This window comes from Streptomyces sp. CB02959, from assembly GCF_002803155.1.
Lineage (GTDB): Bacteria > Actinomycetota > Actinomycetes > Streptomycetales > Streptomycetaceae > Streptomyces.
Genome location: NZ_NNBP01000001.1, coordinates 49,549 through 64,182, shown reverse-complemented (window position 1 = coordinate 64,182; position 14,634 = coordinate 49,549). Strand labels below are relative to the sequence as shown.

Below are 14,634 nucleotides of genomic sequence, written 5' to 3'. Positions count from 1 at the left end.
TTCGCGAAACCCTCCGCTGAGGCAGAATCGACACCAGCCGTTCATACAGGGCGGCGCACATGCCAGCCGTTCATACGGGCGGCGCAGGCGATCGGCGGGAGTCGGCAGGGGGCCGACAGGGGACTCGGCCGTCGGTCGTGGTCGTGCCGTCCGCCGGAGCCATCGAAGGTCTCATGCCGCACACCCTCGCCTCCCTGGTCAACCACACCGCGCTCAAGCTGACCGTGCTCGCGGGCGAGGACCGGCTGGACGTCCCGGTGCGGTGGGCGCACGCCAGTGAGCTGATCGACCCGGTGCCCTACATGGAGGGCGGCGAGCTGCTGCTGATCACCGCGCTCAAGCTGGACGCCGAGGACCCCGAGACCGCGGACCGGTACGTGCGGCGGGTCGCCGAGGCCGGTGTGGTCGGGCTGGGTTTCGCGGTCGGGGTGAACTACGAAGGGGTGCCCGAGGCGCTGGTCGACGCGGCCCGGCGGCAGCACCTGCCGCTGCTGGCGGTGCCGCGCCGGACGCCGTTCATCGCGATCAGCAAGGCGGTGTCGGCTGCCGTGGCGGCCGACCAGTACCGCGCGGTGACCGCCGGCTTCGAGGCGCAGCGCGAACTGACCCGGGCGGCGCTCGGCGCCGAGGGCCCGGCGGAGCTGCTGGCCCGGCTCGCGGCGCACCTGGACGGCTGGGCGGCGCTCTACGACGCCTCGGGCGCGGTGGTGGCGGCCGCCCCCGACTGGGCGGCGCGGCGGGCGGCCCGGCTCGCCGAGGACGTGGCGCGGCTGCGGGAGCGGCCGGCGCCGGCCAGTTCCGTCGTCAGCGACACCGACGGCGACGACCGGGTGGAGCTCCAGTCGCTGGGCACCGGCCGGCGGGCCCGCGGGGTGCTCGCCGTGGGGACCGCCGCGCCGCTCGGCACCGCGGAGCGGTACGCGGTGCACTCCGCGGTGGCGCTGCTGACCCTGACCACCGAGCGGTCCCGGGCGCTCCAGGACGCCGAGCAGCGACTGGGCGCCGCGGTCCTGAAGATGCTGCTGGCCGGCGAGCCGGACCACGCCCGGGCGGTGGCGGGGCGGCTCTACGGAGGGCTGCTGGACGCCCCGTTCCGGATGGTGGTGGCCGAGCCGGTGCCCGCCGACGACCAGTCGTCCGCCGCCAAGCACTCGGCGTCTTTCGAACAGGGCGGAGCCGCGTCGTCGACGGGCGCCGGCACCGCGGCCGTGCTGGACGCGCTCGCCGACGCCATGGAGTCCGCCGCCGCCCGCACCGGCGAGGCGGTGCTCGCCGTACCGGACGGCGGCCGGCTGATCGTGCTGGTCGCGGACGGCGGGGCGGCCGCGGACGCCGGCACCGCGTTCGCCGCCGCGACCGAGGCCCGCCTCGGCTCCCAGGCCCGTCCGCGCGGCCGGAACGGCCGGACCGGCGCCGGCCGGGAGAGCGAGGGGCTGGCCGCCGGCCTCTCCGCGCCCACCGGCCCGATGGGCGCCGCCAACGCCTACCGCCAGGCCGAGCAGGCGCTCTCCGTCGCCCGCCGCCGCGGCCGCGCCCTGGTGGAGCACGAGGACGTGGCGGCCGGCTCGGTCCTGCCGCTGCTCGCGGACGACGCGGTGCGGGCGTTCGCCGACGGGCTGCTGCGGGCGCTGCGCGAGCACGACGCGACCGGGCGCGGCGACCTGGTGGCGTCGCTGCGCGCCTGGCTGGCCCGGCACGGCCAGTGGGACGCGGCCGCCGCCGACCTGGGCGTCCACCGCCACACGCTGCGCTACCGGATGCGGCGGGTGGAGGAGATCCTGGGCCGCTCGCTGGACGATCCGGACGTCCGGATGGAGCTGTGGCTGGCGCTGAAGGCGACGGCGGCGCAGGTGGGGGAGTAGGGCGCGCGGAGCACCCGGGGCGGGCGGGTCCCGGGCGGAGACGTCCGGCCCGGCCGTGCCGCGCCCGGGGTGCCGGGGTGCGGATCCGGGTCCGTGGCGCGGGCGCCGCGCCGTCGGCGGCGGCCCCGTGGACTCCACCGCGGAGAGGCGACCTGGTGGATTACGCCGCTTCGGACAAGCGCCAGGAGGCCGTCGCACCCCTACGGTGGGCTTCAGAGTCCTACGCCAAGCCGCTCCCAGAGCTGCGCGTGCACCACCCACCATCACTGAAGGGCCGGGATCCACTGTGCCGAACACTGCTGCAGCCCCCACCGCCTTCTGGCTCGCCGGCCGTGAGGCCACCGGCGAGACCACCTTCGACGTCACCTCCCCCTGGGACGGACGTCTCGTCGGCACGGTGAGCGTTCCCACCGAGGCCCAGGTCGAGGAGGCCGTCGCCGCCTCCGTCGCGGTCCAGGACGAGCTGGCCGCGACCCCCGCCCACGTGCGGGCCGCCGCTCTGGACCACGTGGTGCGCGGGCTGGTGGAGCGCACCGAGGAGATCGCCCAGCTGATCTCCGCGGAGAACGGCAAGCCCATCAAGTGGGCCCGCGGCGAGGTCGGCCGCGCCATCTCGGTGTTCCGCTTCGCGGCCGAGGAGGCCCGCCGCTTCAACGGCGGCGAGGCGCAGCGCCTGGACACCGACGCGGGCGGCGCCGGCCGACTCGCGCTGACCCGCCGCTTCCCGCGCGGCACGGTCCTGGGCATCGCGCCGTTCAACTTCCCGCTGAACCTCTGCGCCCACAAGATCGCCCCGGCCATCGCCGCCGGCGTCCCGATCCTCCTCAAGCCGGCCCCGGCCACCCCGCTCTCCGGCCTGATCATCGGCGAGCTGCTGGCCGGCACCGACCTGCCCGCCGGCTCCTGGTCGATCCTCCCGGTCCCCAACGACCGCATGGAGGCGCTGGTCCAGGACGAGCGGCTGCCGGTCATCTCCTTCACCGGCTCCGACACGGTCGGCTACGCCATCCTCGACTCGGTGCCGCGCAAGCACTGCACCCTGGAGCTGGGCGGCAACGGCGCGGCCGTCGTCCTGTCCGACTGGTCCTCCGAGCAGGACCTGGACTGGGCGGCGCAGCGCATCGCCACCTTCTCCAACTACCAGGGCGGCCAGTCCTGCATCTCGGTGCAGCGGGTCATCGCCGACGCCTCGGTCTACGACCGGCTGGTCGCCAAGGTCGTGGAGCGCGTCGAGGCCCAGGTCACCGGCGACCCGACCGACCCGGAGACCGAGGTCGGCCCGCTGGTCAGCGAGGCCGCGGCCCAGCGCGTGGAGTCCTGGGTGAACGACGCCGTCGAGCGCGGCGCCAAGCTCCTCACCGGCGGCAAGCGCGACGGCGCCTCCTACGCGCCGACCGTGCTGGAGGACGTGCCGGCCGGCGCGACCCTCGCCACCGAGGAGGTCTTCGGCCCGGTGCTCACCCTCAAGAAGGTCGACGGCGTCGACGCGGCGTTCGCAGCCGTCAACGACTCCAAGTTCGGCCTCCAGGCCGGCGTGTTCACCCACGACGCCAGGACCGCCTTCCGCGCCCACCGCGCGCTGGAGGTCGGCGGCGTGGTGATCGGCGACGTGCCGTCCTACCGCGCCGACCAGATGCCCTACGGCGGCGTCAAGCAGTCCGGCGTCGGCCGCGAGGGCGTCCGCTACGCGATGGACGACTACACCTACGAGCGGGTCCTGGTCCTCACCGGACTGGACCTGTAAGCCCGGGAAATCCTGGAACCGGGCGGAGCGGGCCCGTCGGCCCGCCCCGCACCCCCTCCGGTCCGGCCTGGCTCGGTGGACAGCGACGGCCATCCCTGGGCCGTACCGCCCGCCAGGTCCGGCCGGCGCACCCCCCGGCGCCGGCCCCCTCCGCGCGGCGCGCTCCGGCACCCTGTTTCCGGAGCGCGCCGCGTCCCCCGTTTTCCGGCCCTGCCCCCCGACAGGCCGCACTTCCGACGCTACGGCCCCGTTCCGCCCCGGTTCCTCCTGACCGAGGCGGATACGGGGTCGTTCCGCAGGGGGGAAGACCGCCCCGCGCGTACAACCAGCGCGGTATGCCGCACCCCCCGAAGGGCCGGTCCGGCACCGTCCGCACCTCGCCGTACGGTGGCCGGATCCCGACGCGGCGGCGCCGTCGGGGCCGCTCGCCCGGCCGGTGCCGGGGACCCGCCCGCGGCCTCCGCTCCGCTGGTGCAATCCGCGCGGATCGGGTACTTGTCACAAGTAGCACTGCCCGGCGGCCGACCGGTCCGCCGGCAGAACTCCCGATCCGCGGCGAGGTGAGCTCCTGATGACCGCTCCGTCCATCCGCAACGTTTCCGAGCGCGAAGCCCGCCGGGTCGCCGAGGCGGCCCGTGAGCAGGACTGGCACAAGCCCAGCTTCGCCAAGGAGCTGTTCCTGGGGCGCTTCCGGCTCGACCTCATCCATCCGCACCCCACCCCCGCGGTGGACGACGTCCGGCGCGGTGAGAAGTTCCTCGCCACGCTGCGGGAGTTCTGCGAGACGCAGGTCGACGGCGCCCGGATCGAACGGGAGGGCCGGATCCCGGACGAGACCGTCCGCGGACTCAAGGAACTGGGCGCCCTGGGCATGAAGATCGACCCGAAGTACGGCGGTCTCGGACTCACCCAGGTCTACTACAACCGCGCCCTGGCCCTGGCCGGCTCGGCCAGCCCGGCGATCGGCGCGCTGCTCTCCGCGCATCAGTCGATCGGCGTACCGCAGCCGCTGAAGCTCTTCGGCACCCAGGAGCAGAAGGAGACGTTCCTGCCGCGGCTGGCCCGTACGGACATCTCGGCGTTCCTGCTCACCGAGCCCGACGTGGGCTCCGACCCGGCCCGGCTGGCGACCGCCGCGGTCCCCGACGGCGACGACTACGTCCTCGACGGCGTGAAGCTGTGGACCACCAACGGCGTCGTCGCCGACCTGCTGGTGGTGATGGCCCGGGTGCCCGCCTCCGAGGGCCACAAGGGCGGCATCACCGCCTTCGTCGTCGAGGCCGACTCGCCCGGCATCACCGTCGAGAACCGCAACGCCTTCATGGGCCTGCGCGGTCTGGAGAACGGCGTCACCCGCTTCCACGACGTGCGGGTCCCGGCCGCCAACCGCATCGGCCCCGAGGGCGCCGGCCTGAAGATCGCCCTGACCACGCTCAACACCGGCCGGCTCTCGCTGCCCGCGATGTGCGCCGGCACCGGCAAGTGGTGCCTGAAGATCGCCCGCGAGTGGTCCGGCGCCCGCGAGCAGTGGGGGCGCCCGATCGCCAAGCACGAGGCGGTCGGCGCCAAGGTCTCCTTCATCGCCGCGACCACCTTCGCCCTGGAGGCGGTCGTCGACCTCGCGTCCCAGATGGCCGACGAGAACCGCAACGACATCCGCATCGAGGCCGCCCTCGCCAAGCTCTACGGCTCCGAGATGGGCTGGCTTATGGCCGACGAACTGGTCCAGATCCGCGGCGGCCGCGGCTTCGAGACCGCCGACTCGCTCGCCGCCCGCGGCGAACGCGCGGTCCCCGCCGAGCAGATGCTGCGGGACATGCGGATCAACCGGATCTTCGAGGGCTCCACGGAGATCATGCACCTGCTGATCGCCCGCGAGGCGGTGGACGCCCACCTCTCCGTCGCCGGCGACCTGATCGACCCCGACAAGACCCTGGCCGACAAGGGCAGGGCGGCCGCCAAGGCCGGCGGCTTCTACGCCCGCTGGCTGCCCAAACTCGTCGCCGGCCCCGGCCAACTCCCGCGCACCTACCAGGAGTTCGGCGAACTCGCGGGCCATCTGCGGTACGTCGAGCGGACCTCGCGCAAGCTCGCCCGGTCCACGTTCTACGCGATGTCCCGCTGGCAGGGGAAGATGGAGACCAAGCAGGGCTTCCTCGGCCGGATCGTCGACATCGGCGCGGAGCTGTTCGCGATGAGCGCGGCCTGCGTCCGGGCCGAGCACCTGCGGCTCACCGGCGACCACGGCCAGGAGGCGCACCAGCTCGCCGACGCCTTCTGCCGGCAGGCCCGGATCCGCGTCGAGGAACTGTTCCACCGGCTGTGGACCAACACCGACGAACTGGACCGCAAGGTCGTCGCCGGGGTCCTCGGCGGCCGCTACACCTGGCTGGAGGAGGGCGTCGTCGACCCCAGCGGGGACGGCGCCTGGATCGCCGACGCCACCCCCGGCCGGAGCACCAAGGACAACGCCCGCCGCCCCTTCCGGTAGACCCCGGCCGCCTCGTACGGACGGCCCACGCGTCGCCCGTACGAGGCGCGGACGCCCTCGGTGGCCGGGGCACCGCACCGACCGGCCACAATGGACCACATGACGGACAGCCTCGCCCACCCGCACCTGCGCTTCGAGCCGGCCACCGGCGACCCGGGAAGCCCCCGGGAGATCGTGATCCTCGGCTCGACCGGTTCGATCGGCACCCAGGCCATCGACATCGTGCTGCGCAACCCCGGCCGGTTCAAGGTCACCGCGCTCGCCGCGTCCGGCGGCCGGGTCGAGCTGCTCGCCGAGCAGGCGCACCGGCTCCAGGTCGCCGCGGTGGCGGTGGCGCGCGAGGAGAAGGTGCCCGCGCTGCGCGAGGCGCTGGCCGCGCACTACGGCGCGGGGGAGCCGCTGCCGGAGATCCTGGCCGGCCCCGACGCGGCCACCGAGCTCGCCGCCTCGCCCTGCCACACCGTCCTCAACGGCATCACCGGCTCCATCGGCCTCGCCCCCACCCTCGCCGCCCTGAAGGCCGGCCGGGTGCTGGCCCTGGCCAACAAGGAGTCGCTGATCGTCGGCGGCCCCCTGGTCAAGGCCGTCGCCAAGCCCGGCCAGATCATCCCCGTCGACTCCGAGCACTCCGCGCTCTTCCAGGCGCTGACCGGCGGCACCCGCGCCGAGGTCCGCAAGCTGGTGGTCACCGCCTCCGGCGGCCCGTTCCGCGGCCGCACCCGGCGCGAACTGGCCGGCGTCACCCCCGAGCAGGCGCTGGCCCACCCCACCTGGTCCATGGGCCCGGTCGTCACCATCAACTCCGCGACCCTGGTCAACAAGGGCCTGGAGGTCATCGAGGCGCACCTGCTCTTCGACGTCCCCTTCGACCGCATCGAGGTCGTCGTCCACCCGCAGTCCTACGTCCACTCGATGGTGGAGTTCACCGACGGCTCCACCCTCGCCCAGGCCAGCCCGCCCGACATGCGGATGCCGATCGCGCTGGGCCTGGGCTGGCCCGACCGGGTCCCCGACGCGGCCCCCGGCGTCGACTGGAAGACCGCCACGACCTGGGAGTTCTTCCCGCTCGACCAGGACGCCTTCCCGTCCGTGCCGCTGGCCTGCCGGGTCGGCGAACTGGGCGGCACCGCCCCGGCCGTCTTCAACGCCGCGAACGAGGAGTGCGTGGCGGCGTTCCTCACCGGCGGGCTGCCGTTCACAGGGATTGTGGATACCGTCGCCGCAGTGGTCGACGAAGGGCTGGCATCCGGAGTGGTGAAGAAGCAGCACCGAAACGGAGCCCGCCCCGGCAGCACGCCCGGCGACGGAACCTCCCTGACCGTCGCGGACGTCCTGCAGGCCGAGACCTGGGCGCGCGCCCGCGCCCGCGAACTGGCCGCCGCGGCGGCACGCACACCCTCGGAGGCTCGCGCATGACGACCTGGATGACCATTCTCGGCATAGTCGTCTTCGTCGCCGGCCTGCTGTTCTCCATCGCCTGGCACGAGCTCGGCCACCTCAGCACGGCCAAGATGTTCGGCATCCGCGTGCCGCAGTACATGGTGGGCTTCGGGCCGACGATCTTCTCCCGCAAGAAGGGCGACACCGAGTACGGCATCAAGGCGATCCCGCTGGGCGGCTACATCCGGATGATCGGCATGTTCCCGCCCGGCGACGACGGGAAGCTCCAGGCCCGCTCCACCTCGCCGTTCCGCGGCATGATCGAGGACGCCCGCTCGGCGGCCTTCGAGGAGCTCCAGCCCGGCGACGAGCACCGGCTCTTCTACACGCGCAAGCCCTGGAAGCGCGTGATCGTGATGTTCGCCGGCCCGTTCATGAACCTGGTCCTGGCCGTGGTGATCTTCATGAGCGTGCTGATGGGCTTCGGCATCAACACCCAGACCACCCAGGTCAGCTCGGTCTCCGACTGCGTCATCGCGGCCTCCGCGCAGACCGACAAGTGCCCGTCCGGCGCCAAGGACTCCCCGGCCAAGGCCGCCGGCCTGCGCGCCGGCGACAAGATCGTCTCCTTCAACGGCCGCGCCGTCCCCGACTGGGGCACCCTCCAGGAGCAGATCCGCAGGACCACCGGACCGGCCACGCTCGTCGTCGAGCGGCACGGCGCCCGGCAGACGCTGCACGCCGACCTCATCGAGAACAAGGTCGCCAAGACCGACGGCCGCGGCGGCTACGTCCCCGGCCAGTACGTCACCGCCGGCTTCCTCGGCTTCACCCCGGCCAGCGGCATCGTCCAGCAGTCCTTCGGCCAGTCCGTCGACCGCATGGGCAACATGGTCCAGCAGGGCGCCGCGTCGCTGATAAGCCTCCCCGGCAAGATCCCGGACCTGTGGAACGCGGCCTTCAACGGCGCCGAGCGCAAGCAGGACTCCCCGATGGGCGTGGTCGGCGCGGCCCGCGTCGGCGGCGAGGTCTTCTCGCTCCACATCCCGCCGGAGCAGCGGGTGGCGACCATGCTCTTCCTGGTCGCCGGCTTCAACCTCTCGCTGTTCCTGTTCAACATGCTGCCGCTGCTGCCGCTGGACGGCGGCCACATCGCCGGCGCCCTGTGGGAGTCGCTGCGGCGCGCCTTCGCCAAGGTCGTCCGGCGCCCCGACCCCGGCCCCTTCGACGTGGCCAAGCTCATGCCGATCGCCTACGTCGTCGCCGGGATCTTCATCTGCTTCACCCTGCTGGTGCTGGTCGCCGACGTGGTGAACCCGGTGAAGCTGACATAGGCCGCGAAAACCCCCGGCCGGGCACGCTGCCACCGTATGGGCGTGCCCGGCCGCCCCCTTTCGTGGGGCCTCAGGGTTCGATGTGCCTCCGGCAACCCGGGTGCCGTAGGCTCGATGACCGGAAGCCCGCCGAATCCGGGCCTTGATCCAAAACCTTGGGGTTGCTCGCCAGATGACTGCCATCGCACTGGGAATGCCGGACGTCCCGACCAAGCTCGCCGACCGCCGGGTCAGCCGCAAGATCCAGGTCGGTACGGTCGCCGTGGGTGGGGACGCACCGGTCTCGGTGCAGTCGATGACGACCACCCGGACTTCCGACATCGGCGCCACGCTCCAGCAGATCGCCGAGCTCACCGCCTCCGGCTGCCAGATCGTCCGGGTCGCCTGCCCCACCCAGGACGACGCCGACGCGCTCTCGGTGATCGCGAGGAAGTCGCAGATCCCGGTGATCGCCGACATCCACTTCCAGCCGAAGTACGTCTTCGCCGCCATCGACGCCGGCTGCGCCGCGGTCCGGGTCAACCCCGGCAACATCAAGCAGTTCGACGACAAGGTCAAGGAGATCGCCAAGGCGGCCTCCGACGCCGGCACCCCGATCCGGATCGGCGTCAACGCCGGCTCCCTGGACCGGCGCCTGCTCCAGAAGTACGGCAAGGCCACCCCCGAGGCCCTGGTCGAGTCCGCCCTGTGGGAGGCGTCCCTCTTCGAGGAGCACGGCTTCCGCGACATCAAGATCTCGGTCAAGCACAACGACCCGGTCGTGATGGTCAACGCCTACCGCCAGCTCGCCGCCCAGAGCGACTACCCCCTCCACCTCGGCGTCACCGAGGCCGGCCCCGCCTTCCAGGGCACCATCAAGTCCGCGGTCGCCTTCGGCGCGCTGCTCAGCGAGGGCATCGGCGACACCATCCGGGTCTCGCTCTCCGCCCCGCCCGTGGAGGAGGTCAAGGTCGGCATCCAGATCCTGGAGTCCCTCAACCTCCGCCCCCGCCGCCTGGAGATCGTCTCCTGCCCGTCCTGCGGCCGCGCCCAGGTCGACGTCTACAAGCTCGCCGACGAGGTCACCGCGGGCCTGGAGGGCATGGAGGTCCCGCTCCGGGTCGCCGTCATGGGCTGCGTCGTCAACGGCCCCGGCGAGGCCCGCGAGGCCGACCTCGGCGTCGCCTCCGGCAACGGCAAGGGCCAGATCTTCGTCAAGGGCGAGGTCATCAAGACCGTCCCCGAGTCCAAGATCGTCGAGACCCTCATCGAAGAGGCCATGAAGATCGCCGCGCAGATGGAGGCCGACGGCATCGCCTCCGGCGAGCCGATCGTCACCGCCGCCGGCTGACCGCCGCCGCACCCCGTCCGAGCCCCGCCGCCCTCCCGGGCCGCGGGGCTCGCACCCGTCACCACCAGGAGCCCGGCGTGCTTCCGGGCCCGTGGAGGTACAGTGCCAGGACCTGCTCCGCCCGGCCTCCCAGGCCCCACAACGGTGAGGCTTCCCCACACGTGCTGACGACCACCACCATCAAGGTCCTCGAACCGGGAGAGCTCGACGCGGCCCTCGCGGTCCTGGACCGCGACCCGGTCGCCAACGCCTTCGTCGCCGCCCGGGTCCAGGTCGCCGGCCTCGACCCCTGGCGGCTGGGCGGCGAGATGTGGGGCTGGTACGTCGGCGGCCGACTGGAGTCCCTCTGCTACGCCGGGGCCAACCTCGTCCCCGTCTGCGCCACCCCCGAAGCCGTCCGCGGCTTCGCCGAACGCGCCCGCCGCCAGGGCCGCCGCTGCTCCTCCATCGTCGGCCCGGCCGGCCCCACCGCCGCCCTCTGGTCGCTGCTGGAGCCCCACTGGGGACCGGCCCGCGAGATCCGCGCCCACCAGCCGCTGATGGTCACCCGCACCTCGTCCACCGAGATCGCCCCCGACCCCTGCGTCCGGCGGATCCGCAAGGACGAACTCGACCTGATCATGCCGGCGTGCGTGGCCATGTTCACCGAAGAGGTCGGCATCTCCCCGCTCGCCGGCGACGGCGGACTGCTCTACCAGGCGCGGGTCGCCGAACTCGTCGGCGCCGGCCGCTCGTTCGCCCGCATCGAGGACGGCAAGGTCGTCTTCAAGGCCGAGATCGGCGCCGCCACCCCGCACGCCTGCCAGATCCAGGGCGTCTGGGTCGCCCCCGCACACCGCGGCAAGGGCCTGTCCGAGACCGGCATGGCCGCGGTCCTCCGCTACGCCCTCCACGACGTCGCCCCCGTAGTCAGCCTCTACGTCAACGACTTCAACACCGCCGCCCGCGCCGCCTACCGCCGCGTGGGCTTCGAGGAAGTCGGCGCGTTCATGAGCGTACTTTTCTGAGCCGCCGCCTTGTACGCTCCGACCATGGATGACGTCGCGGTCGGCCCCCTCGATCTCGCTGCCCGCGTGGACGACGCGCTCGCCGTACAAGCCCTCGCCTTCGGACTCGGCGACGACGAGATCGCCGTCCGCCGCCACATCGTGCTGCGCCACCTCGGCTGCCCCGGCGCCCGCGCCCTCGGCGCCACCACCCCCGCCGGCCGGCTCGTCGGCTTCGTCTACGGCATGCCCAACGACCGCGCCCACTGGTGGTCCACCGTCGTGGAGCCCTACCTGCGCAGCCAGGGCTTGGACCACTGGCTCGACGACTCCTTCGTCATCACCGAACTGCACGTCCACCCCGCCTATCAGAACCGCGGCATCGGCCGCGCCCTGATCACCCGCATCACCGACGGCGCCGCGGAACCCCGCAGCATCCTCTCCGCCATCGACACCGAAAGCCCGGCCCGCGGCCTGTACCGCTCCCTCGGCTACCAGGACATCGCCCGCCGCGTGCTCTTCCCGAGCGCACCCACGCCCTACGCGGTGATGGGCGCACCGCTGCCGCTGAAGCGCCCCTGACCAGCCTCCCTCGGACCACCGACGCGCACCCCCACGAACGTCTTCCACCCACCCACGGGAGGTGGGGAGCCTGCGGGGCGGGGTGCCCGGACGTAAAGCGCAGCAGTCCGGGCACCCCCTGCCCCAGAGCCCGGCCCCGCTGCCGACCAGCCCCGCGCAGCGGATACGCATTTCCGTGCGCCACACCCCTGCGGCTAACCTCCAGGGAGTCACCTTTCTTACGCAGGAGAAACTCCCATGGCCAACGCCGCACAGGTCCAGCGCATGTCCCGGTTGATGTTCAAGACACTGCGCGACGACCCGGCCGACGCCGAGGTGCTCAGCCACAAGCTCCTGGTGCGCGCCGGGTTCGTGCGCCGCACCGCCGCCGGTGTCTGGTCCTGGCTGCCGCTCGGCAAGAAGGTCCTCGCCAACATCGAGCGGATCGTGCGCGAGGAGATGGACGCCATCGGCGGCCAGGAGGTCCTGCTGCCCGCCCTTCTGCCGCGGGAGCCCTACGAGGCGACCGGCCGCTGGGAGGAGTACGGCGCCGAGCTGTTCCGCCTGAAGGACCGCAGGGGCGGCGACTACCTCCTCGGCCCCACCCACGAGGAGATCTTCACCCAGCTGGTGAAGGACCAGTGCACGTCCTACAAGGACCTGCCGGTGATCCTCTACCAGATCCAGACCAAGTACCGCGACGAGGCCCGCCCGCGCGCCGGCATCCTGCGCGGCCGCGAGTTCCAGATGAAGGACTCGTACTCCTTCGACACCGCCGACGAGGGCCTCGCCGAGTCCTACGCGCTGCACCGCGCCGCGTACCAGCGGATCTTCGAGCGCCTGGGCCTCGACTACCGCATCTGCGCCGCCACCGCCGGCGCCATGGGCGGCTCGAAGTCCGAGGAGTTCCTGGCCCCGGCCGCGGCCGGCGAGGACACCTTCGCCGACTGCCCGAACTGCGAGTACGCGGCCAACACCGAGGCGATCACCTACGCCCTGAAGCCGGTGGACGGCGCCGGCGTGCCCGCGCTGGAAGAGGTCCCGACGCCGGACACCCCGACCATCGAGACGCTCGCCGCGCACCTGGACGTGCCGGCCTCCGCCACCCTCAAGAACCTCCTGGTGAAGGTGGGCGGCGAGATCGTGGCCGTGGGCGTGCCCGGCGACCGCGAGGTCGACATGGACAAGGTCGAGGCGCACTTCGCCCCGGCCGCCGTCGAGCTGGTGACCGCCGAGGACTTCGTGGGCCGCGACGACCTCGTCCGCGGCTACGTCGGCCCGCAGGGCCTGGAGAAGGTGAAGTACCTCGCCGACCCCCGCATCGCCCCCGGCACCGCCTGGATCACCGGCGCCAACAAGGAAGGCGTGCACGCCAGGAACGTCGTCGCCGGCCGTGACTTCGAGGTCGACGAGTACGTCGACGCGGTCGTGGTGCAGGAGGGCGACCCCTGCCCGAACTGCGGCACCGGCCTGAAGCTGGACCGCGCCATCGAGATCGGCCACATCTTCCAGCTGGGCCGCAAGTACGCCGACGCCTTCCAGCTCGACGTGCTGGGCCAGAACGGCAAGCCGGTCCGCGTGACCATGGGCTCGTACGGCATCGGCGTCTCGCGGGCCGTCGCCGCGCTGGCCGAGCAGCACGCCGACGACAAGGGCCTGTGCTGGCCCCGCGAGGTGGCCCCCGCCGACATCCACGTCGTCGCGGCCGGCAAGGCCAAGCAGACCGAACTCGCCCTGGAGGTCGGCGACCAGCTCGCCGCCGCCGGCCTGCGGGTCCTGGTCGACGACCGGCCCGGCGTCTCGCCCGGCGTGAAGTTCACCGACGCGGAGCTGATCGGCGTGCCGACCATCGTCGTCGCCGGCCGCCGCGCCGCCGAGGGCGTCGTCGAGGTCAAGGACCGCCGCACCGGCGAGCGCGAGGAGCTGACGGTCGAGGAGGCCGTCGCCCGCCTCAGCGCCTGACCGCACACGGCAACGGGCCGGCCGGGGCACCCGCCCCGCCGGCCCGTTGCCGTACCCGCCCGCTACACGTACGCCGCGAACTCCAGCAGCGACTCGCCCCGCCGCCGGTCACCCGACACCGACTCCCGCACCCCTGCGCGCACCGCCCGGTACAGCGTCCAGCCGCGCAGCCGCTCCCGGTCCACGTCCAGCGAGTCGGCCAGCTTCGCCACCCGCCGCCGGGCCGCCGCGGCCGCACCCGACCCGGCCAGCAGATCCTCGAACCGGTCCAGCACCAGCCGCGCCAGGTCGTACGCCCGCTCGCCGACCAGCGGCGACGGCCCCACCGCCAGCCACGGCGCGCGCTCCCCGGCCAGCACCTTGCCCTGCCGGAACGCCCCGTGCAGCACGAACTCCTCCGCCGCCCCGGCCGGCAGCGACCGCCCCAGCTCCAGCACCTCGTCCAGCAGCGGCCCGGCACCCGCCGGCTCCCCGGCCGCCCGGAGCCGCTCCGCGTCCGCCGCGGTCCGCTCCGCCACCGTCGCGAACGGATGCCCCGCCGGCGGCGCCACCCACAGCCGGCGCACCGTGCCGGCCGCCTCCAGCAGCGCCTTGGCCTCCGGCAGCGAGCGCAGCGACACGGATCCCTGCAACCGCTCCAGCAGCAGCGCGCCGCTCGCCTCGTCGGCCCGCAGCAGCCGCACCGCACCCCAGCCGTCCCACACCCGCAGCGCCGCGGCCTCCTGCGCGGCGGCCCGACCCGGCACCGGGAACTTCAGCGCCGCCGGCGTCCCGTCCTGCTGCCGCACGAACGCCACGAGACTGCTGCGGCCACCCGGTGCGTGCACCCGATCCAGCATCAACTCCCAGGCTTCCAGCTGCTGTTGGACCAGCGCCGGCAGCTCCGCCAGCCAGGCCCGTACGGGACCCTCCTGATCGCCGCCGAGCGCGCTCAGCAATCGTTGCGGCGGTTCGATGGGTGCCGTTGCCATGCCTGAGCTGTCC

The 14,634-nt window shown here is 73.4% G+C and carries 10 protein-coding genes; 9 read left to right on the top strand and 1 reads right to left on the bottom strand.

Annotated features, from left to right (window positions below):
- Positions 1–173: 173 nt before the first annotated feature.
- The 9 genes from CG747_RS00255 (at position 174) to CG747_RS00215 (ending at position 13,650) form a co-directional block, all read left to right on the top strand.
- A complete protein-coding gene (locus CG747_RS00255) occupies positions 174–1,862 on the top strand; it encodes a PucR family transcriptional regulator (RefSeq protein WP_100599532.1) in 1,689 nt (562 codons plus the stop codon).
- Between the two features lie 286 nt (positions 1,863–2,148).
- Positions 2,149–3,606, top strand: coding sequence for an aldehyde dehydrogenase family protein (locus CG747_RS00250; protein ID WP_100599531.1), 1,458 nt, complete (start codon positions 2,149–2,151; stop codon positions 3,604–3,606).
- Between the two features lie 571 nt (positions 3,607–4,177).
- On the top strand, positions 4,178–6,097 hold the full coding sequence (locus tag CG747_RS00245) for an acyl-CoA dehydrogenase family protein (RefSeq protein WP_100599530.1): 1,920 nt from the start codon (positions 4,178–4,180) through the stop codon (positions 6,095–6,097).
- 99 nt (positions 6,098–6,196) lie between these two features.
- A complete protein-coding gene (gene dxr / locus CG747_RS00240; protein WP_100600036.1) occupies positions 6,197–7,513 on the top strand; it encodes a 1-deoxy-D-xylulose-5-phosphate reductoisomerase in 1,317 nt (438 codons plus the stop codon).
- Positions 7,510–8,811 (top strand): RIP metalloprotease, encoded by a 1,302-nt coding sequence (locus CG747_RS00235; protein ID WP_100599529.1) that lies wholly within the window; start codon positions 7,510–7,512, stop codon positions 8,809–8,811. Before dxr ends, CG747_RS00235 begins: the two co-directional genes overlap by 4 nt.
- Before the next feature lie 172 nt (positions 8,812–8,983).
- Positions 8,984–10,141: a flavodoxin-dependent (E)-4-hydroxy-3-methylbut-2-enyl-diphosphate synthase gene (ispG, locus tag CG747_RS00230; protein ID WP_100599528.1), complete on the top strand. Its 1,158-nt coding sequence runs from the start codon at positions 8,984–8,986 to the stop codon at positions 10,139–10,141.
- A 161-nt stretch (positions 10,142–10,302) separates the two neighbouring features.
- Positions 10,303–11,148: a GNAT family N-acetyltransferase gene (locus CG747_RS00225; protein WP_100599527.1), complete on the top strand. Its 846-nt coding sequence runs from the start codon at positions 10,303–10,305 to the stop codon at positions 11,146–11,148.
- A 24-nt stretch (positions 11,149–11,172) separates the two neighbouring features.
- On the top strand, positions 11,173–11,709 hold the full coding sequence (locus CG747_RS00220) for a GNAT family N-acetyltransferase (RefSeq protein WP_100599526.1): 537 nt from the start codon (positions 11,173–11,175) through the stop codon (positions 11,707–11,709).
- 237 nt (positions 11,710–11,946) lie between these two features.
- The gene (locus CG747_RS00215; RefSeq protein WP_100599525.1) at positions 11,947–13,650 is read left to right on the top strand and encodes a proline--tRNA ligase; all 1,704 of its coding nucleotides are present in this window, start codon (positions 11,947–11,949) and stop codon (positions 13,648–13,650) included.
- Positions 13,651–13,712: 62 nt separating this feature from the next.
- Here the strand turns inward: CG747_RS00215 and CG747_RS00210 are convergent, their stop codons facing one another.
- A complete protein-coding gene (locus tag CG747_RS00210) occupies positions 13,713–14,621 on the bottom strand; it encodes an aminoglycoside phosphotransferase family protein (RefSeq protein WP_100599524.1) in 909 nt (302 codons plus the stop codon).
- Between the last annotated feature and the right edge of the window lie 13 nt (positions 14,622–14,634).

What these genes read in the sequence shown, in the direction of transcription:
- CG747_RS00215 (WP_100599525.1), top strand. Translation starts at nt 11,947, where the DNA reads ATGGCCAACGCCGCACAGGTCCAGCGCATGTCCCGGTTGATGTTCAAG.
- CG747_RS00220 (WP_100599526.1), top strand. Translation starts at nt 11,173, where the DNA reads ATGGATGACGTCGCGGTCGGCCCCCTCGATCTCGCTGCCCGCGTGGAC.
- ispG (WP_100599528.1), top strand. Translation starts at nt 8,984, where the DNA reads ATGACTGCCATCGCACTGGGAATGCCGGACGTCCCGACCAAGCTCGCC.
- dxr (WP_100600036.1), top strand. Translation starts at nt 6,197, where the DNA reads ATGACGGACAGCCTCGCCCACCCGCACCTGCGCTTCGAGCCGGCCACC.
- CG747_RS00235 (WP_100599529.1), top strand. Translation starts at nt 7,510, where the DNA reads ATGACGACCTGGATGACCATTCTCGGCATAGTCGTCTTCGTCGCCGGC.
- CG747_RS00255 (WP_100599532.1), top strand. Translation starts at nt 174, where the DNA reads ATGCCGCACACCCTCGCCTCCCTGGTCAACCACACCGCGCTCAAGCTG.
- CG747_RS00245 (WP_100599530.1), top strand. Translation starts at nt 4,178, where the DNA reads ATGACCGCTCCGTCCATCCGCAACGTTTCCGAGCGCGAAGCCCGCCGG.
- CG747_RS00210 (WP_100599524.1), bottom strand. Translation starts at nt 14,621, where the DNA reads ATGGCAACGGCACCCATCGAACCGCCGCAACGATTGCTGAGCGCGCTC.